Annotated in this window: 22 protein-coding genes, 1 tRNA gene and 1 pseudogene; 16 read left to right on the plus strand and 8 right to left on the minus strand. The window is 40.2% G+C overall.

The window, feature by feature from the left end:
- The first annotated feature begins 277 nt into the window (after positions 1-277).
- From KH943_RS04345 to KH943_RS04360, 4 genes are all read left to right on the plus strand, one after another.
- Positions 278-1,015, plus strand: a complete 738-nt coding sequence (locus KH943_RS04345) for a (Fe-S)-binding protein (RefSeq protein WP_304108125.1) — start codon at positions 278-280, stop codon at positions 1,013-1,015.
- A gap of 1 nt (position 1,016) precedes the next feature.
- Positions 1,017-2,426: a LutB/LldF family L-lactate oxidation iron-sulfur protein gene (locus KH943_RS04350; protein ID WP_304108128.1), complete on the plus strand. Its 1,410-nt coding sequence runs from the start codon at positions 1,017-1,019 to the stop codon at positions 2,424-2,426.
- A gap of 76 nt (positions 2,427-2,502) precedes the next feature.
- Positions 2,503-3,201, plus strand: a complete 699-nt coding sequence (locus KH943_RS04355; RefSeq protein WP_304108131.1) for a LutC/YkgG family protein — start codon at positions 2,503-2,505, stop codon at positions 3,199-3,201.
- Between the two features lie 111 nt (positions 3,202-3,312).
- Positions 3,313-3,389, plus strand: a tRNA-Val gene (locus KH943_RS04360).
- A 495-nt stretch (positions 3,390-3,884) separates the two neighbouring features.
- Here KH943_RS04360 and KH943_RS04365 read toward each other — a convergent pair.
- Positions 3,885-4,232: a helix-turn-helix domain-containing protein gene (locus tag KH943_RS04365; RefSeq protein ID WP_304108133.1), complete on the minus strand. Its 348-nt coding sequence runs from the start codon at positions 4,230-4,232 to the stop codon at positions 3,885-3,887.
- Entirely contained in the window at positions 4,216-4,467 is a 252-nt protein-coding gene (locus KH943_RS04370; RefSeq protein ID WP_304108136.1) for a type II toxin-antitoxin system RelE family toxin, read from the minus strand. Before KH943_RS04370 ends, KH943_RS04365 begins: the two co-directional genes overlap by 17 nt.
- Before the next feature lie 76 nt (positions 4,468-4,543).
- On the opposite strand from KH943_RS04370, the gene KH943_RS04375 reads away from it, so the two are divergent.
- Complete coding sequence (locus tag KH943_RS04375; protein ID WP_304108139.1) at positions 4,544-4,675, plus strand: hypothetical protein; 132 nt, start codon at positions 4,544-4,546, stop codon at positions 4,673-4,675.
- On the opposite strand, the pseudogene KH943_RS04380 reads toward KH943_RS04375, so the two are convergent.
- Positions 4,672-4,938, minus strand: a pseudogene (locus KH943_RS04380) (addiction module antidote protein). The gene KH943_RS04375 and the pseudogene KH943_RS04380 overlap by 4 nt on opposite strands.
- 25 nt (positions 4,939-4,963) lie before the next feature.
- A complete protein-coding gene (locus tag KH943_RS04385; protein ID WP_304108177.1) occupies positions 4,964-5,203 on the minus strand; it encodes a type II toxin-antitoxin system RelE/ParE family toxin in 240 nt (79 codons plus the stop codon).
- A gap of 373 nt (positions 5,204-5,576) precedes the next feature.
- Between KH943_RS04385 and sucC the strand changes: the two genes are divergently transcribed.
- The 3 genes from sucC (at position 5,577) to purB (ending at position 9,118) form a co-directional block, all read left to right on the plus strand.
- A complete protein-coding gene (gene sucC / locus KH943_RS04390) occupies positions 5,577-6,743 on the plus strand; it encodes an ADP-forming succinate--CoA ligase subunit beta (protein ID WP_304108142.1) in 1,167 nt (388 codons plus the stop codon).
- Positions 6,744-6,769: 26 nt separating this feature from the next.
- Entirely contained in the window at positions 6,770-7,639 is an 870-nt protein-coding gene (gene sucD, locus KH943_RS04395; RefSeq protein WP_304108144.1) for a succinate--CoA ligase subunit alpha, read from the plus strand.
- Positions 7,640-7,747: 108 nt separating this feature from the next.
- On the plus strand, positions 7,748-9,118 hold the full coding sequence (gene purB / locus KH943_RS04400) for an adenylosuccinate lyase (protein WP_304108147.1): 1,371 nt from the start codon (positions 7,748-7,750) through the stop codon (positions 9,116-9,118).
- A gap of 136 nt (positions 9,119-9,254) precedes the next feature.
- On the opposite strand, the gene KH943_RS04405 is transcribed toward purB, so the two are convergent.
- Positions 9,255-11,423, minus strand: a complete 2,169-nt coding sequence (locus tag KH943_RS04405) for a heavy metal translocating P-type ATPase (RefSeq protein ID WP_304108149.1) — start codon at positions 11,421-11,423, stop codon at positions 9,255-9,257.
- A gap of 14 nt (positions 11,424-11,437) precedes the next feature.
- Positions 11,438-11,635, minus strand: coding sequence for a heavy-metal-associated domain-containing protein (locus KH943_RS04410; protein WP_304108152.1), 198 nt, complete (start codon positions 11,633-11,635; stop codon positions 11,438-11,440).
- 86 nt (positions 11,636-11,721) lie between these two features.
- On the opposite strand from KH943_RS04410, the gene KH943_RS04415 reads away from it, so the two are divergent.
- From KH943_RS04415 to cmoA, 6 genes are all read left to right on the plus strand, one after another.
- The gene (locus KH943_RS04415; RefSeq protein WP_005706907.1) at positions 11,722-12,108 is read left to right on the plus strand and encodes a Cu(I)-responsive transcriptional regulator; all 387 of its coding nucleotides are present in this window, start codon (positions 11,722-11,724) and stop codon (positions 12,106-12,108) included.
- Between the two features lie 99 nt (positions 12,109-12,207).
- Positions 12,208-12,522, plus strand: a complete 315-nt coding sequence (gene secM / locus KH943_RS04420) for a secA translation cis-regulator SecM (protein ID WP_304108155.1) — start codon at positions 12,208-12,210, stop codon at positions 12,520-12,522.
- A gap of 37 nt (positions 12,523-12,559) precedes the next feature.
- Entirely contained in the window at positions 12,560-15,250 is a 2,691-nt protein-coding gene (secA, locus tag KH943_RS04425; RefSeq protein WP_304108157.1) for a preprotein translocase subunit SecA, read from the plus strand.
- Positions 15,251-15,345: 95 nt separating this feature from the next.
- Positions 15,346-15,756, plus strand: a complete 411-nt coding sequence (gene mutT, locus KH943_RS04430) for an 8-oxo-dGTP diphosphatase MutT (RefSeq protein ID WP_304108159.1) — start codon at positions 15,346-15,348, stop codon at positions 15,754-15,756.
- A gap of 81 nt (positions 15,757-15,837) precedes the next feature.
- Positions 15,838-16,626: an alpha/beta fold hydrolase gene (locus KH943_RS04435; protein WP_304108161.1), complete on the plus strand. Its 789-nt coding sequence runs from the start codon at positions 15,838-15,840 to the stop codon at positions 16,624-16,626.
- 14 nt (positions 16,627-16,640) lie between these two features.
- The gene (gene cmoA / locus KH943_RS04440; RefSeq protein WP_304108163.1) at positions 16,641-17,375 is read left to right on the plus strand and encodes a carboxy-S-adenosyl-L-methionine synthase CmoA; all 735 of its coding nucleotides are present in this window, start codon (positions 16,641-16,643) and stop codon (positions 17,373-17,375) included.
- 111 nt (positions 17,376-17,486) lie between these two features.
- Here cmoA and tcdA read toward each other — a convergent pair whose 3' ends face one another.
- Complete coding sequence (tcdA, locus tag KH943_RS04445) at positions 17,487-18,248, minus strand: tRNA cyclic N6-threonylcarbamoyladenosine(37) synthase TcdA (RefSeq protein WP_304108165.1); 762 nt, start codon at positions 18,246-18,248, stop codon at positions 17,487-17,489.
- A gap of 75 nt (positions 18,249-18,323) precedes the next feature.
- Here tcdA and modC point away from each other — a divergent pair, with 75 nt between their 5' ends.
- Positions 18,324-19,379 carry a molybdenum ABC transporter ATP-binding protein ModC gene (modC, locus tag KH943_RS04450; RefSeq protein WP_304108168.1) on the plus strand — a complete coding sequence of 352 codons (1,056 nt, stop codon included), beginning with the start codon at positions 18,324-18,326 and terminating at the stop codon, positions 19,377-19,379.
- Between the two features lie 62 nt (positions 19,380-19,441).
- A complete protein-coding gene (locus tag KH943_RS04455; RefSeq protein WP_304108171.1) occupies positions 19,442-19,747 on the plus strand; it encodes an RnfH family protein in 306 nt (101 codons plus the stop codon).
- A 13-nt stretch (positions 19,748-19,760) separates the two neighbouring features.
- Here KH943_RS04455 and holA read toward each other — a convergent pair.
- Positions 19,761-20,390, minus strand: a 630-nt coding sequence (gene holA / locus KH943_RS04460; RefSeq protein ID WP_304108174.1) for a DNA polymerase III subunit delta, incomplete at its 5' end; no start/stop codon positions are given.

Below are 20,390 nucleotides of genomic sequence, written 5' to 3' on the forward strand. Positions count from 1 at the left end.
TGGTGTCATCGCTGCAGTGGTGGCATTAACGATTATCCCGTTATTCTTTAATGTATAACGAAAACAAGCGGTCAACATCTGCAAACGTTTTGTAAAACATAACCGCTTGTAGGGTGTGTGAACCTTTGATTCACGCACGCAGAAGTAAAATTTATGCGTGGATTTTCAATCCACAGACTCTACCCCAGAAATCAAAAGGAAGCATTTGCTTCCTTTTGTCATTTATGGCCTTTTAAATACGATTTTTTCTTATTTTTATTTAATGTGGGGAATTCAAATGAATGTGAATTTTTATGTAACCTGTATCGCCGACATTGTGAAAAGTAATGTGGCAAAAAACAGCGTGTTATTACTCGAAAAACTTGGATGTAATGTTATTTTCCTTGAAAAACAAGGATGTTGTGGACAACCTGCAATTAACAGCGGATATGCAAAGGATGCCGTAGCAGGAATGAAAAAATTAGTTGAAACTTTTGAAGTGAATGATTATCCAATTGTAGCCCCTGCGGGTTCTTGCGTATATGCAATCAAAAACTACTCAGAATATTTCACTCGTTTTGGTGAACCTGAATGGGCAAAACGTGCAGAAAAAGTTGCAAATCGTTTCCACGATTTAACCGCTTTTATTGTGAATGTTTTAGGCAAAACCAACGTGGGCGCACGTTTAACAGGTAAAGCCGTTTATCACCCATCTTGCAGCTTAACGCGTAAATTAGGCGTGGTGAATGAGCCATTAACCCTGCTTCAGAATGTAAAAGGGTTAGAACTTTTACCAATCCATAACCAACAAACCTGCTGTGGTTTTGGTGGTACATTCTCGGTAAAAATGGCAGAAATTTCAGGTGAAATGGTAACAGAAAAAGTCGTGAATATCTCAGAAGTAGAGCCAGACTATTTAGTCGGTGCAGATGTCAGCTGCTTAATGAACATTGCAGGTCGTTTAAGTCGTGAAGGTAAAAACGTAAAAGTAATGCACATCGCAGAAGTGCTAATGCAAGAAGAAGGAGAAGCGTAAGATGTCACATTTACAAACCAGTCACTTGCCGTTTAAACAACGTGTAGAACAACAAGTTAATAACGAAATTATGCGTAAAGCGGTAGTAAAAGCACAAGAAACTATCGGTGCAAACCGCCAAAAAATGGTGGACGAATTAGGCAACTGGGAAGAGTGGCGAGAGCTTTCTAAACAATTCCGTAACCACGTTTTAGCGAACTTAGACGCATACCTTTACCAATTAAGCGAAAAAGTGACTCAAAATGGAGGGAAAGTCTTTTTTGCAGAAACTGCAGAAGAAGCGACCGCTTATATTCGCCAAGTTGCATTAGAAAAAAAGGCGAAAACCATTGTGAAATCAAAATCAATGGTGACTGAAGAAATCGGGATGAACCACGTTTTAGAAGCAGAAGGCATCAAAGTGGTGGAAACCGACTTAGGCGAATACTTACTACAAATCGTGGGTGATAAACCTTCTCACATTGTTGTGCCTGCAATTCACAAAGATCGCCACCGTATTCGTAAAGAATTGCATGAAGTTTTAGGTTATGAAGGCAGTGAACAACCAGAAGAGATGAACGCTTTTGTGCGTAAAACCTTACGCAAAGATTTTTTAGAAGCCGATATTGGGATTTCAGGTTGTAACTTTGCTGTGCCAGAAACAGGTTCTGTCTGCTTGGTAACGAATGAAGGTAACTTACGTTTAGCCACCACAGTGCCAAAAACACATATCGCAGTAATGGGAATGGAGCGTATTGCCCCAACGTTCAAAGAAGTGGACGTGTTAATCACCATGCTTTGCCGTAGTGCGGTAGGTGCAAAATTAACAGCATATAATACTTGGTTAACTGGCCCTCGCTTAGAAGGCGAAGTTGATGGTCCTGAAGATTTCCACTTAGTTATCGTTGATAACGGTCGTTCTAAAATTTTAGAAAGCGAATTTGAAGAAGTTTTACGTTGTATCCGTTGTGGTGCGTGCTTGAACACTTGCCCTGCGTATCGCCAAATCGGCGGTCACGGTTATGGGTCAATCTATCCAGGACCAATCGGAGCGGTAATATCTCCGTTACTTGGTGGTTACGATGAATTCAAAGAGTTACCTTATGCTTGTTCACTTTGTAATGCGTGTAATAGCGTTTGTCCTGTAAAAATTCCACTGGCACAACTTATCTTAAAACACCGTGAGAAATTGGTGGAAGAAGGTTGCACACCGAAACTTGAACAAATTGAAATTAAAGGCTTCACCTTTGCTAACTCACACCCAGCCGTGTGGAATGCCAGCGTGAAAGTGGGTGCCAAATTGATGGGTAAACTGATCCGCAATGGTAAAGCGCCAATTCAAGCAGGTGCATTAGGTGAATGGACAAAAGCACGTGATTTACCAACCCCTGAAGGCGAAAGCTTCCGCGAGTGGTTTGCGAAACGTAAGTAATTAGATGCTCAAGCTCTCTCCCCTTATGGGAGAGAGAAACTTTGCATCTATTTTCATCATAACTAAGGACATAAAAATGAACCTAGAAAACAGAGAGAATTTCTTAAATAAATTAGCGGCGAAAATGGGGCGTGAACGCAAACTCGTACCAGATCAAATGGAAGCTCCAGTAAACGATCACCCAACAACCCGTTTAACGCACCTTTCACAACAAGAGTTGTGTAACGAATTTATAAGTTTTGCTAAAGTATTGTTGGTTGATGTGGTGGAAACCAAAGAAGCTGATGTAGCACAAGCGGTGCTAAATGTCTGCCAAAAATATGGCGGTGGTAGTGTAGTGTTAAATAACGATGTACGCTTGGCAGAGCTTGGCATTACTGATGCTGTAAAAGCAAACTTCGACAGCTATGTATGGGATTTTAGCAAAGATGAAGAGAACATCGAAAAATCTGCTGCAGCCAACATCGGTATTGTCCATGGAGAATATGGCTTAGCGGAATCGGGCGGTATTGTGTTATTTGCCACCAAAGATAACGGACGCTCAACTAGCTTGCTCCCAACCACCTCTATAGTAGTTGTGCGTAAAAGCAAAGTATTACCGCGTGTGGCACAATTAGCCCAAATTCTGCACGAAAAAGCACAAGCAGGCGAACGTATGCCGTCTTGTATCAATATCATCTCTGGTCCAAGTGCGACCGCAGATATTGAGTTGATCAAAGTTGTTGGCGTACATGGCCCAGTGTCAAAAATCTATGTGGTAATTGACGATCTATAAAGCGATCTATTTAAGAACTAACAGGATGCAAGATTTGCTCTAAAAAGCACCGCTTGCAACAGAAAAGGCTTGCATTCAAATCTCTTTTTCAATAGAATATAAAGTATTCATGCGACTATAGCTCAGTTGGTTAGAGCACCACCTTGACATGGTGGGGGTCACTGGTTCGAGTCCAGCTAGTCGCACCATATATTTATTTCAAACCATATCAAACCCTCTCAAATGAGGGTTTTTATTTAGTTAAATCAAGCTATTATCCGTTTTAACTCTCTCAATCCCTATCAAATCTTATAAATTTGGTATTATATTTAGTAAGTATTTTAAGTGATTTTTCTATTTGTAATATCAAAAAGCTGACATAATACCAAAATCACTTATTATTTTTCCTATTTTGTAATACCAAAGGGGATTATATGGTGGTTTCGGTAAAACCATTAAGCAGTTCAGAAATCAATAATGCCAAGCCAAAAGAAAAAGATTATACGTTGTTGTTGAAATAAGAGTTGAGATTGTGTGCAAATAAAGTGGATAGGGTGCGTGAGTATGTGGAAAGCAGAAAAGATTGAAGACGGGATTAGTGCTAGACACTATCGGAGGAGGGAGTCGGAGAGTGTACATAACCGATTTTCAGCGTTCCTGTGGGCTTAAGCTCGACCGAACAAAAGCCCAATAGGGGCTTTTGTTTAGAAATCTAATTGACTTGGATTGATGCCAAGAGCATTTGCCATTTTTATGCGAGTTGTTTTCCGCAAGGTCTGTGAATTTTCGTGTTGTGAATAAGCAGCTTGAGAAATGCCTAAACGGCTTGCAACTTCAGCTTGGGTTAAACCTAAGTGTTCACGCCACGCTCGAAGAGCAGAGTAATCATTCAATAAAGCCAATTTAGCGACCGCTTCTGGAATTCCTGTTTCAAGCGGATCGGCAAAGTTGGCTTTTTGTTTGAGCCAATTAAGGGTAGCAATAGGGAGTACAGCAAAAGCAGGTACGCCCTGCTCATTATTGATATATTGGATATTAGTAAGTGCGTTCATCTCTTTTTTTAACCTCTTTAATAGAAACAATGCTCATTGTATTACCTACGATATTAAAGAAAATTCGGTAATCGCCAACTCGATAACGATATTCATAAGTATGGTTTGTTAATGCCTTAATGTTAGTGCAATCAGGAAAATTTTTGAGCATTTCGCATTTCTCAATAATGTGGGCTTTGCTCGGGATTTTTCTTAATTGCTTTAATGCTTTCGGTTGGTAGATGAGTTCTTTCATAGTAATAAGACCAATTGTTTATGAAGAGCATTTTATAAGATTTATAAGTTTTCACAAGTTGTTTTAAGGATTTTCTATGTCAGACGTGAAAGGAAAATCCACGTCTGATGGCGTGGTTACTCACCAAAGCCTTTGTCGAAGACAAGGCAAGCGGTCAAATTCCGCCAATTTTTTGCAAAATAAAACTCTCCGAAGAGGGGTCAATTAGGCGTGGGTAGCTTGTTTTACTTCAAAAGTTAAATTCAACGCTCGCATCACTTTTAATACGGTTGAAAAGGTTGGATTTCCCTTGCCTGAAAAGGCTTTGTATAACCCCTCACGGCTTACGCCAGCTTCCCTAGCAATTCAGCTCATATTACAAGCTTTCGTAATATCACCAAGGGCAGACAAAATCAAATCCACATTATACTCTTTCAGCACCTCATTTAAATAAAGTTGGATTTCCTCTTCACTTCTCAAATGTTCCGCCATTTCAAAATCTTATAATTCAACCATATTACACTCCTAATTCTTTCGCTAAGGCTTTCACCTTTTTAATATCATTCTCTTGACTAGCTTTATCGCTCGCACAAAGTAAAATCACAATCACGCCATTCTGGTTTTTCAAATAAATCCGATAACCTTTGCCATCCGTAATACGTAATTCAGAATTACCCATCTGCAACCGCTTAATTCTGGTTTGAATTTTTGCCCTTGCTCGCAAGTCTTTTAAATTATCAAGCCATTGTTTAAAAATTGCAGTCTTGTTTTAAAGTCATTTTCAAGACCATTTTACACATTCCCTTAAAATGCTAAAATCCTGCCAATTATCCTAAAGAAAGAAAAAACATGAACAGCTTTGAATTCCTTAGTAATCAAGTTGGCAAGATTGATGCCTTATTAGACGATAGGATTGTGCAATTCGGCTTAACTTTTAACTATTTCGCCGTGCTTACAGGACAATGAAAGACATTATTTACGTGACATTATTAGAGATTGTAAAATTACAAAAACAAAACTGATCATCAAAAAAATACAATTGCTATTTTATCACTCTTAAAAGATTTGAAAATTTTTAAATTTTCAACTATTTGATTTTAAAAAGTTTTTTAAACTTAAAAGGAAGTTAAATGAATCTACACGAACATCAAGCAAAACAACTCTTTAGCCAATACGGGTTACCTATCAATCGAGGCATTGCCTGCCATTCTATTGAAGAAACAGAGCAAGCTCTCAGCCAGCTAAGCGGTGATATTTTTGCCGTAAAATGCCAAATCCACGCAGGTGGACGGGGTAAAGCCGGTGGGGTGAAGTTAGTAAAAAATGCCGAGCAAGCTCGCCAGTTTGCGGAACAATGGTTAGGCAAAAGAATGGTGACCTTCCAAACCGATAGCAAAGGCTTACCCGTAAATACCATTTATGTGGAAGAAACTTGCGAGATTGAGCGTGAACTTTATCTTGGGGCAGTGATTGACCGTAGCTCGCAAAAAGTGGTGTTTATGGCATCCAGTGCGGGCGGAATGGAGATTGAAGAAATTGCTAAAAACACACCAGAACTTATCCATAAAATCCACCTCGATCCTCTCACTAACGCTCAACCTTTCCAAGCACGTGAACTTGCCTTTAAGCTTGGTTTAAAAGGCATAGAAATCAAACAATTTACCGCGATTTTCCTTAACCTTGCCAAATTATTCCTTGAAAAAGATCTTGCTTTGCTTGAAGTGAACCCGTTGGTGGTGACCAAACAGCAAAACCTCATCTGTTTAGATGCCAAAGCGGTTATTGACAACAATGCTCTTTATCGTCACCCTGAACTGAAAGCACTTGAAGATGAAAGCCAAGAAGATCCGCGTGAAGCCTATGCTTCTCAATGGGAATTGAATTACGTCGCTCTGAACGGCAATATCGGCTGTATGGTAAATGGTGCAGGGCTTGCGATGGGAACCATGGATATGATCAAATTACAAGGTGGCGAACCTGCGAATTTCCTTGATGTGGGCGGAGGTGCAACTAAAGAACGTGTTGCTGAAGCATTTAAATTGATTTTATCCGACAGCCAAGTAAAAGCAGTGCTTGTTAATATTTTTGGCGGCATTGTACGCTGTGATCTGATTGCCGAGGGGATTATTTCTGCGGTGAATGAAGTGGGCGTAAAAGTCCCTGTAGTCGTGCGTTTAGAAGGTACGAATGCGGAACAAGGCAGAGCCATTTTAGCTCAAAGCGGGCTGAATCTAGCAGTAGCTGAAACCTTAACACAAGCGGCGATTTCTGCCGTAAATTTTGCAAATCAAGCGTAAAGACTAAAAAAGAGAAAGGATATAAAATGGCGATTTTAATTGATAAAAATACGAGAGTGATTTGCCAAGGTTTCACGGGCAGTCAAGGCACATTTCACAGCGAGCAGGCTTTAGCCTACGGCACGCAATTAGTGGGAGGCGTTTCACCAAATAAAGGTGACACAACACATTTAGGCTTGCCTGTGTTTAATACAGTGCGAGAAGCGGTCGAAAAAACAGGGGCAACTGCAACCATTATTTACGTACCTGCCAGCGGTTGTAAAGATGCGATTTTAGAGGCTATTGATGCAGGTGTTCAGCTGATTGTGTGTATTACTGAAGGCATTCCAACCCTTGATATGCTTGTGGTAAAACAGAAGTTAAGCGAAACAGGCGTGCGAATGATTGGTCCAAATTGCCCTGGTGTGATTACGCCTGATGAATGCAAAATGGGGATTATGCCTGCCAATATTCATAAAAAAGGCAAAATTGGTATTGTATCGCGTTCAGGCACGCTGACCTATGAAGCGGTAAAACAGACGACAGACGAAGGCTTTGGGCAATCCACTTGCGTTGGCATTGGCGGTGACCCGATTCCAGGTTCCAGTTTTATTGATATTTTACGTCTGTTCCAAGATGATCCAGAAACCGAAGCTATAGTGATGATTGGCGAAATTGGCGGTTCTGCGGAAGAAGAAGCGGCTCAATTTATAAAAGCACACGTAACCAAACCCGTAGTAAGCTATATTGCAGGTGCAACTGCCCCGAAAGGCAAACGAATGGGGCACGCGGGTGCAATTATCAGTGGTGGAAAAGGCACGGCAGAAGAGAAGTTCCAAGCCTTAGAAGCAGCGGGTGTTACTTGTGTAAGAAGTTTAGCGGAAATAGGTAAAGCGTTGAGAGAACGTTTAGCCTAAAATTAGCTCTCTTTTATTTAGCCCGTGAAATATGTGTAAAAAAATGCTATATTTCACGGGTTATATCTTTGGCTTTATTTTATTTCATCTTATTACGGAGAAATCTTAATGGAACTTAACGCTTTAACAGCATTGTCCCCAATTGATGGTCGTTATCAAGACAAAGTGGCAGCCCTTCGCCCTATTTTTAGTGAATTTGGTTTATTAAAATTCCGAGTGACGGTAGAGGTTCGTTGGTTACAAAAACTCGCTTCTCACGCACAAATTGAGGAAGTTCCAGCTTTATCTAAAAAAGCAAACGATTACCTTAATGACATTGTGGCGAATTTTTCTATTGAAGATGCAAACCGTATCAAAACCATTGAACGCACCACCAACCACGATGTAAAAGCAGTGGAATATTTCTTAAAAGAAAAATGTGAATCTTTACCTGAGCTTCAAGAAATCAATGAATTTATCCACTTTGCTTGTACATCAGAAGATATTAACAACACCTCACACGCATTGATGTTAAAAACGGCTCGTGAAGAAGTGCTATTACCAGAATGGAAAAAAGTGATTGATACAGTGGTTGAGCTTGCGGAGCGTTACAAAAACATTCCATTACTTTCTCGCACACACGGTCAGCCAGCCAGCCCAACAACCATCGGTAAAGAGATGGCAAACGTGGCTTACCGCTTAAAACGGCAATATAAACAGCTCGAAAATTTAGAGATCTTGGCTAAAATTAACGGTGCAGTAGGTAACTATAATGCCCATTTATCTGCTTATCCAGATATTGATTGGCATACTTTCAGCCAAGAGTTTATTGAACAATCTTTAGGCGTTACTTGGAATCCGTATACCACTCAAATTGAACCGCACGATTACATCGCAGAATTCTTCGACTGTGTTGCACGTTTCAACACTATCGTGATCGATTTCGATCGTGATATGTGGGGTTACATTGCGTTAAACCATTTCAAACAACGCACAATTGCAGGTGAAATTGGTTCTTCAACCATGCCACACAAAGTAAATCCAATTGACTTTGAAAACTCAGAAGGTAACTTAGGCTTAGCGAATGCAATTATGAGCCATTTAGGTCAAAAATTGCCAATCTCTCGCTGGCAACGAGACTTAACCGACTCAACCGTATTACGTAACTTAGGTGTCGGCTTAGGCTATGCATTAATTGCGTATGCTTCAACTTTAAAAGGCATCAGCAAATTAGAAGTAAATGAACAGCATTTATGCGATGAGTTAGACCAAAACTGGGAAGTATTAGCAGAACCAATCCAAACAGTAATGCGTCGCTACGGCATCGAAAAACCGTATGAGAAATTAAAAGAACTCACCCGCGGCAAACGTGTAACAGGCGAAGCAATGCGTAAGTTTATTGATGGCTTAAGCTTACCAGAAGCAGAAAAAGCTCGCTTAAAAGAGATGACACCAGCAAGCTATATTGGTTATGCGGTGCAGTTAGTTGAAAAACTTTAAGTAAAACTAGCTTATATGATTAAAAAAACCTCGTAAACGATTTAATTTGCGAGGTTTTTGTCTTATATGCCATATATTTGCTAGAAATAACATAATAGATAAATTTGTTATTTTTTGTCTATTATGCTTTTTCTTTTTATCTCAACAACCGCTGACTGTTCAACACCACCGTAATAGATGACATCGTCATCGCAATAGCGGCAATCATTGGGTTGAGTAGTGTGCCTGTGAAAGGATAAAGTACACCCGCAGCAACAGGGATGGCAATCACATTGTAGAAAAATGCCCCTGTCAGGCTCTGTTTCATATTACGCAGCACACGTTTTGAGAACGGCAGAATGTCTGCAATCGGTTCAAGCCCTGAACGTAACAGAGACAGATCGGCAGTTTCAATCGCAATATCTGAGCCTGAATGCATCACAATCCCTACGTGAGCTTGGGCTAGAGCAGGTGCATCGTTAATGCCATCGCCGACCATCGCTACAATTTTACCTTGCTGTTGCAATTGCTGAATTTTCTCTGCTTTTTGCTCTGGCAAGACATCTGCAATTACACCATTTAAGCCTAACTCTTTGGCGAAATAATCGGCTGTCGCTTTTCTATCGCCCGTGAGCATATAGCATTGATAGCCTTCCGCTTGGAATTTTGCGATGACGGTTTTACTTTCTGCTCGCAATTCATCCGCAAGTGTGAAGACTGCCGCGAGCTGGTTGTTCACGCTTAAATAAATTTGAGTTGAACCATTATGGGCTTGCAAATTAAGTGAAGAAATCAACCGCTCATCAAGTTCCAAGAACGCTAAATTTCCCATTTTGACCATCTGACCATTCCATTCACCCGCAATACCTAAGCCTTTCACCACATTGATATTGCTGATTTCAAGGTTTTCTGCTTGTTCGGCAAATCGCACAATGGCTTTAGCAATTGGATGAGAAGCCTGCTGTTCCAAACTTTTGGCTAAGCCCAATATTTCGTTTTCATTTCCTTGCAAGGCGGTAAATTGGGTTACGGTCATCTCACCAGTGGTAAGCGTTCCTGTTTTATCAAACACGAGCGTATCGATTTCACTGCTGGCTTGCAAAGCATCAATATTTTTAACCAATACGCCCATTTCTGCAGCACGTGCAACGCCTGCGATAGTAGACAGCGGAATCGCCAAACCAAGAGCACAAGGGCAAGCAATAATCAGCACTGTAGTAAAGACAGATAACGCAAAGGCAAAGTCTTTGCCAAGAGCCAACCAAATCAAGGCAGCGATTAACGCAATCGTAACGACGACAGGCACAAAAACAGAAGCGATTTTATCGACCAAGTGTGCTAATGGCGGTTTACTACTTTGTGCGTGGCGAACGGCGTTGATGACCCGTGCTAATGCGGTTTGTGAGCCTACTTGCTCGGCTTTGTAAATACCAGAACCGTCTTGAATGAGCGTACCAGCGTGGACTTTATCGCCTACTTTTTTCTCAACAGGCAAGGCTTCACCTGTGAGCATCGATTCGTCCACCCAAATCACGCCTTCGGTTAATATGCCATCAACCGCAAGTCGGTCGCCCGTCAAGGCTTGCACCAACATTTCAGGTTTAATGCCTTTCACGGGAATAGTTTTTGCAATCCCCTCTTCAAAAATGACCGCTTGTTTTGGGGCTAAATCAAGCAATTTCTCAAGGGCAAGCGATGAGCGTTGTTTTGCTTTTAGCTCTAAAAATTTGCCTAAATTAATAAAGCCTAAAATCATCACACTGGCTTCAAAATAGACGTGGGCGTGCTCCTGTGGGAAAAGCAACAAACTGAACGAATAAAACCATGCGACACCTGTGCTCACCGCAACGAGCGTGTCCATATTTGCCGCACGGTTTTGCAAGCTTTTCCACGCACCGATAAAGAAATCTTTACCTGAAAAATACATTGTCGTAAGGCTAACAAAGGCAAGTGCAAACCAAGTAAGATGATTGCGTTCAGTGACCATCATACCGATAAACATTCCCACAACCATTAAGCCAAAACCGACAATTAATGCCCATGAAAACTGCCATTTTTTATGACTTAAAATGGCTTTGGTTTGTGCTTGTTGTTTAGTACGACGTTCTTCTTCGCTTTCCAACATTTCTGCACCAAAGCCCATTTTTTCGACTGCTTGAACCATCGCTTGAGGATCGGCATTCCCCTCTACGAAGGCAGTTTGATCGGCAAGATTGACTGAGGCAAAATTGACTCCTTCAACTTTGCCAAGTGCTTTTTCAACACGGCGAACACAAGCGGCACAATGCATGCCACTAATTAAAAGTTGGGTTTCTGAGTTAGACATTGTCTCCCTCCTTATTACAAAGTCGCTTCAAAACCCATTTCATCTACTGCATCAATCAATGCTTTTGGTTCAGGATTGCCTTCAACAACCGCTTGTTGTGGTTCGAGAGAAACACTCACGCTTTCCACGCCTGCAACTTCACGCAAGGCTTTTTCTACGCTTTTCACGCAGTTTCCACAATGTAAACCGTCTAATTTTAAGATGATAGCCATAATAAACTCCTGTTAAATAGTGAATGACAAATCAAAAGATGGGGTATATGCTAAACCTTAACCATAGGTTAAAGTCAAGAAGAAAAATGAATATTAGTCAAGCATCGAAAAAAACGGGGCTTTCCGCCAAACAAATTCGTGATTATGAAAAAGCGGGCTTATTACCGAGAGCTTGTCGAAGTGAATCAGGCTATCGTATTTATACCGAAGCTGATTTGGAACGATTGCATTTTATTTGTAATGCACGCAAAGTGGGGTTCTCTTTAGCTCAAATCACACATTTATTAGCATTAAATGATGACCCGCATCGTACCAGTCGCGAAGTAAAACAGCTTACCGAGCAACATATTTTAGCGTTGGAACAGAAAATCCAAGATTTACAGCAGATGCTGACGTTATTGAAAGGTTGGAACAAAACTTGTTGCGGAAATGACAATCCAGAATGTGCCATTTTAAGCGGATTGCACAAATAACCGCTAAAATTAACTTGAATTTACATAACTTGACCGCATTAACTTAGCCTTTCTAGGCAAATTAACATATAATACCACCTGATTTTTTAGGTATTTTTAATGAGTTTATTTAATCACTTTCATCGCAAACCATTATTGTCGCAGTTCCTTTTAGGAATTCTTGCGATTTTTTCGTTGCCTGAAATTCAGCCTTACCCTGAAAGTGAACAAACCATCCTAAATCAACCGCTTGTTCAAGCTATTACTGAAGAAACTAAACAAGAACAGCACTTGTTTCTAGCAGAAATTAAACCTGAAAGCCCTACAAATGAAGTGCAAGCGGTCGAAATCCCCCTATTTTTTGCAAAAGCTTTCCATTTTGATGGTGATTTAAACCATCCTATTCGAGCAGGCCCTATGTTGTTTATCGCTTAATTTTTATGTATTCACTCAAATAAAATAAGGATAAACAATGATTTCAAAAGTATTAACTGCGATTTTTGGTTCAAGCAACGATCGTACATTAAAACGTTTACGTAAAACCGTTGCAAAAATCAATAAATTAGAACCCAGCTTTGAACAGCTTTCAGACGAACAATTAAAAGCAAAAACAGCTGAATTTAAAGAGCGTTTAGCTAACGGCGAAACTTTACAAGCGATTTTGCCAGAAGCGTTCGCAACCGTGCGTGAAGCGAGTAAACGAGTGATGGGAATGCGTCACTTTGATGTGCAATTGATTGGCGGGATGGTATTGACTGACCGCAATATCGCAGAAATGCGTACAGGTGAGGGTAAAACCTTAACGGCGACATTGCCTTGCTACTTAAACGCATTAACAGGCAAAGGCGTACATGTCGTGACCGTGAACGATTACTTAGCACGACGCGACGCGGAAACTAACCGCCCATTATTTGAATTTTTGGGAATGAGCGTTGCCGTGAACGTACCAGGTATGTTGCCAGTAGATAAACGTGAAGCTTACAAAGCTGACATTACTTATTCAACCAACAGCGAATTAGGTTTCGACTACTTACGCGACAACCTCGCTCACGATAAAAATGAACGTTTCCAACGTGAATTGCATTATGCGTTGGTGGATGAGGTGGACTCAATCTTAATCGATGAAGCACGTACGCCATTAATTATTTCAGGGCCTGCGGAAGATGCGACCCAAATTTATCAAGCGATTGACCAAGTCATTCCGCATCTAACTTTCCAAGAAAAAGAAGATAGCGATGAATATACGGGTGAAGGCGACTACACGCTTGACTTAAAAAACAAACAAGCACACTTAACCGAACGCGGTATGGTGAAAGTGGAAAACATCTTAACCCAAATGGGTTTGATGCAAGAGGGCGAGAGCCTTTATCAGCCAGCTCGCATTGCATTGTTACATCACACCTATGCGGCATTACGTGCACACAAATTGTTTGAAAAAGACGTGGATTATATTGTTGAAAATGGCGAAATCGTGATTATCGATGAGCATACAGGCCGTACAATGGCGGGACGTCGTTGGTCTGATGGCTTACACCAAGCGATCGAAGCCAAAGAGCACGTAAATATTCAAGGCGAAAACCAAACTGTTGCCTCTATCACTTACCAAAACTACTTCCGTTTATATGAAAAATTAGCGGGGATGACAGGTACAGCAGATACAGAAGCCTTTGAATTCCAACAAATTTATGGCTTGAATACGGTGGTTATCCCAACTAATAGACCTGTGTTGCGTAAAGACCATACCGACTTAATGTTCAAAAGCGAGCCAGAAAAATTTGCCGCAGTGATCAAAGATATTCAAGATTGCATTGCTCGTAATCAACCAGTATTGGTAGGGACAGCATCGGTTGAAAAATCAGAGCTACTTTCTCGCGAATTAGACAAAGCAGGTATTAAACACAACGTATTAAATGCGAAATTCCACGCACAAGAAGCAGAAATTATCGCCGATGCAGGCTTACCAGGTGCGGTAACCATCGCAACCAATATGGCGGGTCGCGGTACAGATATTGTGTTGGGCGGTAACTGGAAAGCAGAAGTGGCGAAACTAGAAAATCCAACCGAAGAGCAAATCGAAGCAATCAAAGCAACGTGGAAAGAGCGTTATGAAACAGTAATGGCAGCAGGTGGTTTACATATTATCGGGACAGAACGCCACGAATCACGCCGTATCGACAACCAATTGCGCGGTCGTTCAGGCCGTCAAGGCGACCCTGGTTCATCACGTTTCTACTTATCATTGGACGATCCTTTAATGCGTATTTACCTCAACGAAGGTAAGCTTAATATGATGCGTAAAGCCTTTACTGAGGAATGTGAGGCGATGGAATCTAAATTACTGACTAAAGTGATTGCTTCTGCGCAAGCGAAAGTAGAAGCACATAACTTTGATGGTCGTAAAAACTTACTTCAATACGATGATGTAGCGAATGAACAACGTAAAGTCATCTACGAACAACGTAATTATTTACTTGAAACAGACAACGTTTCGTCAATGGTGGAAACCATCCGCGATGATGTTTTCAACCAAATCATTAGCCAGTACGTTCCTCCACAATCTATCGAAGAGATGTGGGATATTGAAGGCTTAGAAGTGCGTTTAGATCGCCAATTCGGAATGAAATTACCAATTCAACATTGGTTAGAAGAACCAGATCTGCACGAAGAGACCTTACGTGAACGTATTCTGAACATTGCGAAAGAAGAGTACAAGGCGAAAGAAGCGATTGTAGGAGAAGAAGTGATGCGTAACTTTGAAAAAGGTATCGTATTACAAACGCTTGATGAACTTTGGAAAGAACATCTTTCTGCAATGGATTATCTCCGCAAAGGGATTCACTTACGCAGCTATGGTCAGAAAGATCCGAAAAACGAGTACAAAAAAGAGTCGTTTGCTATGTTCACTGAAATGTTGGATTTGCTTAAAATTAACGTTATCAGCGTATTAAGCCGTATTCAAGTGCGTAGCCAAGCAGAAGTTGAGGCAGAACAGCAAGCCGCTCAACAAGCACAAGAAACTGCAGAGATCGAACAGGCAATGGATATGGACAATCTAACTGAAGAGCAATTAGCGAACTTACATATCAGTCGCAATGATCCTTGCCCTTGCGGTTCAGGCAAAAAATACAAACATTGCCACGGTAGTAAAGCGAAATATGCGTAAGCAATAGTATAAGCGGTTTAATTTTGTAAAAGATTTGCAGAATTAGACCGCTCTTCTATATGAACTTTATCAATTAAAAAGGAAGAAAAACCATTATGTCAAAACCCATTGTTCGAGTTGCCGCAGGCATTATCCGCAATGAATTTGGACAAATTTATTTAGCTCAACGCCTTGAAGGACAAGACTTCGCTCAATCCCTCGAATTTCCTGGTGGAAAAATCGACCTAAATGAAACGCCAGAAGAGGCAGTAAAACGTGAGCTGGAAGAAGAGGCGGGCATTCAAGTATTGAGTGCATTCCCTTACGAACATTTCAAGTTTGAATATCCCACGAAAATTATCGAATTTTACTTTTTCTTAGTTGAAGAGTGGGTTGGTGAACCTTTTGGTCGTGAAGGGCAAGAAGGTTTCTGGATCGCTCAATCTGAATTAGATGAAGGGCAATTCCCTCCAGCGAATGAGAAGTTGATTGGGAAATTAAAGGCTGAAGAATTAAAACATCACTGAAATTAAAGCTGCTTAAATTAGTTTGGCAAAAGGGATTTTGCCAATTTTTTTACCTAATAATCGCACAGAAATTTTATTATTATGACAAGTAAATATCTTCTAAACCACCTATTCCAACCTGCCACTAAAAACCCCAATGCCCAAACAATGGTGTTTTTACACGGCTTGTTTGGCGATATGAATAATCTTGGCATTATTGCTCGCAATTTTGCCGACCAATTTAATATTTTACGCGTAGATCTTCGTAATCACGGTGCGTCATTTCACGCAGATGAAATGAATTACACTTTGATGGCGGAAGACCTTAAAAATCTTCTACTTATCCTCAAATTATCAAATGTGATTGTTATTGGACACTCTATGGGCGGAAAAACTGCAATGACATTAGCTCATATTGCACCAGAATTGATTGATAAATTAGTAGTAATTGATATTGCCCCAACCACAAACCCAACGCATCGTCATGACGCTAATTTTTCGGGTTTATTTGCGGTAAAAGAGGCAAAACCTGCCAACCGACAAGAGGCAAAAAAAGTGCTCAGTCAGTTTGTAAAAGATGAAGGCGAACAACAATTTATGCTGAAAGCCTTTGACCCACAAAAGCCTGACTATTTTCGCTTTAATCTTACAAGTATTAAAGCGAATTATCTCAACATTATGGATTGGCAAGCGGTCTATTTTGACAAACCAACACTCTTTATTAAAGGAGGGGCTTCTGATTATATCCAAGCAAAAGATACGGAAACGATTTTAGCTCAATTCCCGAAAGCAACCTCTTTTGTTGTTGCAAATGCTCATCATTGGGTGCACGCTGAAAAACCTGAAACGGTTGTGCGTGCAATTCAGAAATTTTTAGAAAAAAACTCATAGAAAATAGGAACAATATGAAAGATACGATTTTTTCCGCACCAATTGAAAAATTGGGCGATTTTACTTTTGATGAAGCCGTAGCAGAAGTTTTCCCTGATATGATCCAACGCTCCGTGCCTGGCTATTCCAATATCATTACCGCAATTGGAATGTTGGCTCAACGTTTTGTGACCAATCATTCTAATATTTATGATTTAGGCTGCTCTCGCGGTGCTGGGATTTTATCTATCCGTCGAAATATTCAAGGTAAGCAAGCTCAAATCATCGGAATTGATAACTCGCCTGCAATGGTAGAACGCTGCCGAGCTCATATCAATGCCTATCATTCAGATGTACCTGTTGAGATTTTATGTGATGATATTCGTCAAGTAGAAATTAAAAATGCCTCTATGGTCGTGCTAAATTTTACTCTGCAATTTTTACCTCGTGCTGATCGTTTAGCTTTATTGAAAAAGATCCACCAAGGTTTAAATCCAAATGGAATTTTGGTGCTTTCGGAGAAATTTACCTTTGAAAATGAAACAATGAATGAATTACTGATTGATTTGCACCATACCTTCAAACGTGCAAATGGCTATAGCGAGTTAGAAGTGAGCCAAAAACGCACTGCACTGGAAAATGTAATGCTTACCGATAGTATTGAAACTCACAAAAAACGATTACAAGAAGCAGGATTTAGTCAAATTGAACTCTGGTTCCAATGCTTTAATTTTGGCTCAATGATTGCAGTTAAAAGTAATGAAAGATAAATAACTACCAAGCAAAATATAAAAGAAGATAATAACAAAACCATCTTGAATTTTATGACATAGTCTGACAGAGTAATGAGGAATTTGTCGACTATGCTGTAAAAAATTCAATTATCTCAACAATTTATCTATTACACGACTCACCGCAAAAAAGCCAAAAGTGGCAGTAACCATAGTAACGGCACCAAAGCCATTGGCACAATTCATCGTAGCAGAAACTTCACAACCTTCCCCCATTTTAGGGAAAATTAGTGGCTGAGTAGAAAACACACAATCTACGCCAAATTTACGTTTCGGATTTTGGCTAAAGTTATATTCTTTTCTAAGCAAGGATCTTACTCTCGATGCCAATGGATCTTGAATGGTTTTACTTAAATCTGCAATCTGAATTTGGCTTGGATCTGTTTGTCCACCCGCTCCGCCTGTAGTAATCAACTTGATTTTATTGCGTTTACAATAAGCAATAAGTGCGGCTTTGGTTTTCACGCTATCAATTGCATCAAGCACATAATCGTAGCCTCGATTAAGGTATTCGGGAATATTCTCAGGCGTAATAAAATCATCAATAATCTCAATTACGCATTCAGGATTGATTTTTTCCACACGCTCTTTCATCGCTTCTGTTTTAAGCCGAGCTACCGTGCCCGTCATCGCATGAATTTGGCGATTGATGTTAGTTACGCAAATATCATCCATATCGATCATCGTGATTTTGCCAATCCCTGTGCGAGCCAATGCTTCAACCGCCCAAGAACCAACCCCTCCAATGCCAATCACACAAACGTGAGATTGACGCAATTTTGCCAAACCTTCTGGTGTATAAAGGCGACCAATACCGCCAAAACGTTGTTCATAATTATCAACTCTACTCATTTTTTATCCTTTTTCTTCAACATTCGTGATAAAAATCATTATATAATGCATTCAATAATCACGAAGGTTGCTTATATGTTAAAAATCAATGTAAAAAAAACGCTCGGGGCATTATCGCTGAACCTTAATATTGATATCCCTGCTAAAGGCGTTACTGCTATTTTCGGACGTTCGGGAGCAGGAAAATCAAGCCTTATTAATCTAGTCGCAGGCTTAGTCACTCCACAATCAGGCAGCATTACCCTTAATGATAATGTGCTGTTCGATAGCAAACAAAAAATCAATCTTCCGCCAGAAAAACGTCACATTGGTTATGTATTCCAAGAGCACCGACTTTTCCCGCATTATACCGTGGAAAAGAACCTCAAGTATGGTTGCAAGCGGTTTAATTCAAGCTATTTTTTGCAAATTGTGGAATTACTCGGCATTCAGCACTTGCTTGAGCGTTTCCCGCTCAGTTTGTCTGGCGGAGAAAAGCAACGAGTGGCGATTGGACGAGCCTTATTAAGTAATCCAGAAATATTGTTGATGGATGAACCACTCTCTGCCCTTGATTTACCCAGAAAGCAAGAGTTATTGAACTATCTTGATCAACTTTCTAGCCAGCTTGAGATCCCGATTTTATACGTGACTCATAGCCTAGATGAGATTATCCGCCTTGCTGATCAAGTGATTTTGATTGAACAAGGGCACATTATGGCATTCGATCAGGTTAAAAGTATTTGGCAGCATTCCGCATTTCAACAATGGTTACCTGAACAATACCATTTAAGTTTATTGGAATTACCGATTAAATTGCACCAAATCGATTACCAAATGGTAGAGCTTTCACTAGGTACGCAATCTTTATGGGTAAATGAATTACCACGCTATCAACTAAACGACAACATACGAATTACCATTAACAGTAGGGATGTATCAATTACATTGGAAAAACCACAAAACACCTCAATTCGCAATGTTTTGCAAGGTGAAATTTGCCAAATTCAACAGCAATCGCAGCAAGTAAATGTAGAGGTAAATGTCGAAGGACAAAAAATTTGGGCAAGCATCAGCCTTTGGGCGTTTAATGATTTACAATTAAGCGTAGGACAGAATGTTTATCTGCAAATTAAGAGTGTTTCGTTGTAGCGACTGCCTTTATCATTTTGCAAAGTTCACGTAAAATATGACCGCTTGTTTATGAGGTTAATATGTCAGAAAAAATTGTTGTAGAAGTAGTTTATGCTTATCCTGAGCGTTATTTTTTGAAAAAACTCACGCTAGAAAATCCAATTACTATCCAAAATGCGATTGTGCAATCGGGTGTTTTGGAAAAATATACCGAAATTGATTTACGCCAAAATAAAGTCGGCATTTTCAGCCGTTTGGCAAAATTGACGGATGTGGTAGAAAATGGTGATAGAATTGAGATCTATCGCCCACTAATTGCCGATCCAAAAGAAATTCGCCGTAAACGAGCGGAAGAACAGGCGAAGGCGAATAAACATCCAGCATAGCCTTTAAACAGGCTTACCTAAACATTAACGAAAACCTTTCTATCTCCATCCATACATCATCACTAAATTCTTGCTTCACTGCTTTTTCAAGCTGGGCTAAGTCTTGAATCAGTCTATATAATTTTTCGTAGGTAAAACGCTGGCAGGCTTGAATATAAAAAGCTCGGCGGTTTTGCCAGATTTTCAAGCGGTCAAATTCGGTGCGTAGATTACCTGTAAATAATGGTTGATTAGGCAGCACAGGCGTGGGTGAACGTGTAATTTCTAATAGGATAAACAGCTCTTTTTGAATAATACGCAACAATACGACAGGCTGTACTTCTTCATTTTGTAGATGTTGTAGAATGTGAACCGCACGGCTTGTTTTACCTTCAAGTAAAGCATCAATCCATTGAAATGGGGTAAATTGAGCAGAAAGTTCCACTACTTCTTTCACTCGGTTTAGAGTAATTTTTCCGTCGGTAAAACGCAGTTGGAGCTGTTGAAGAATCTGTTTAAAGGCAAGCAAATTGCCTTCATAGCTATAGCAAAGAAGTTGTGCTGCTTCAGACTCAATCTGCAAATCCATCATTTTCGCACGAGTGGCTAACCAATTAGGTAGCTTTTCTATTTCTGGCGTTTGGCAATTCACTTGCACTAATTG

This window comes from Haemophilus parahaemolyticus (genome assembly GCF_018373095.1).
In the GTDB taxonomy this organism is placed as follows: domain Bacteria; phylum Pseudomonadota; class Gammaproteobacteria; order Enterobacterales; family Pasteurellaceae; genus Haemophilus_A; species Haemophilus_A parahaemolyticus_A.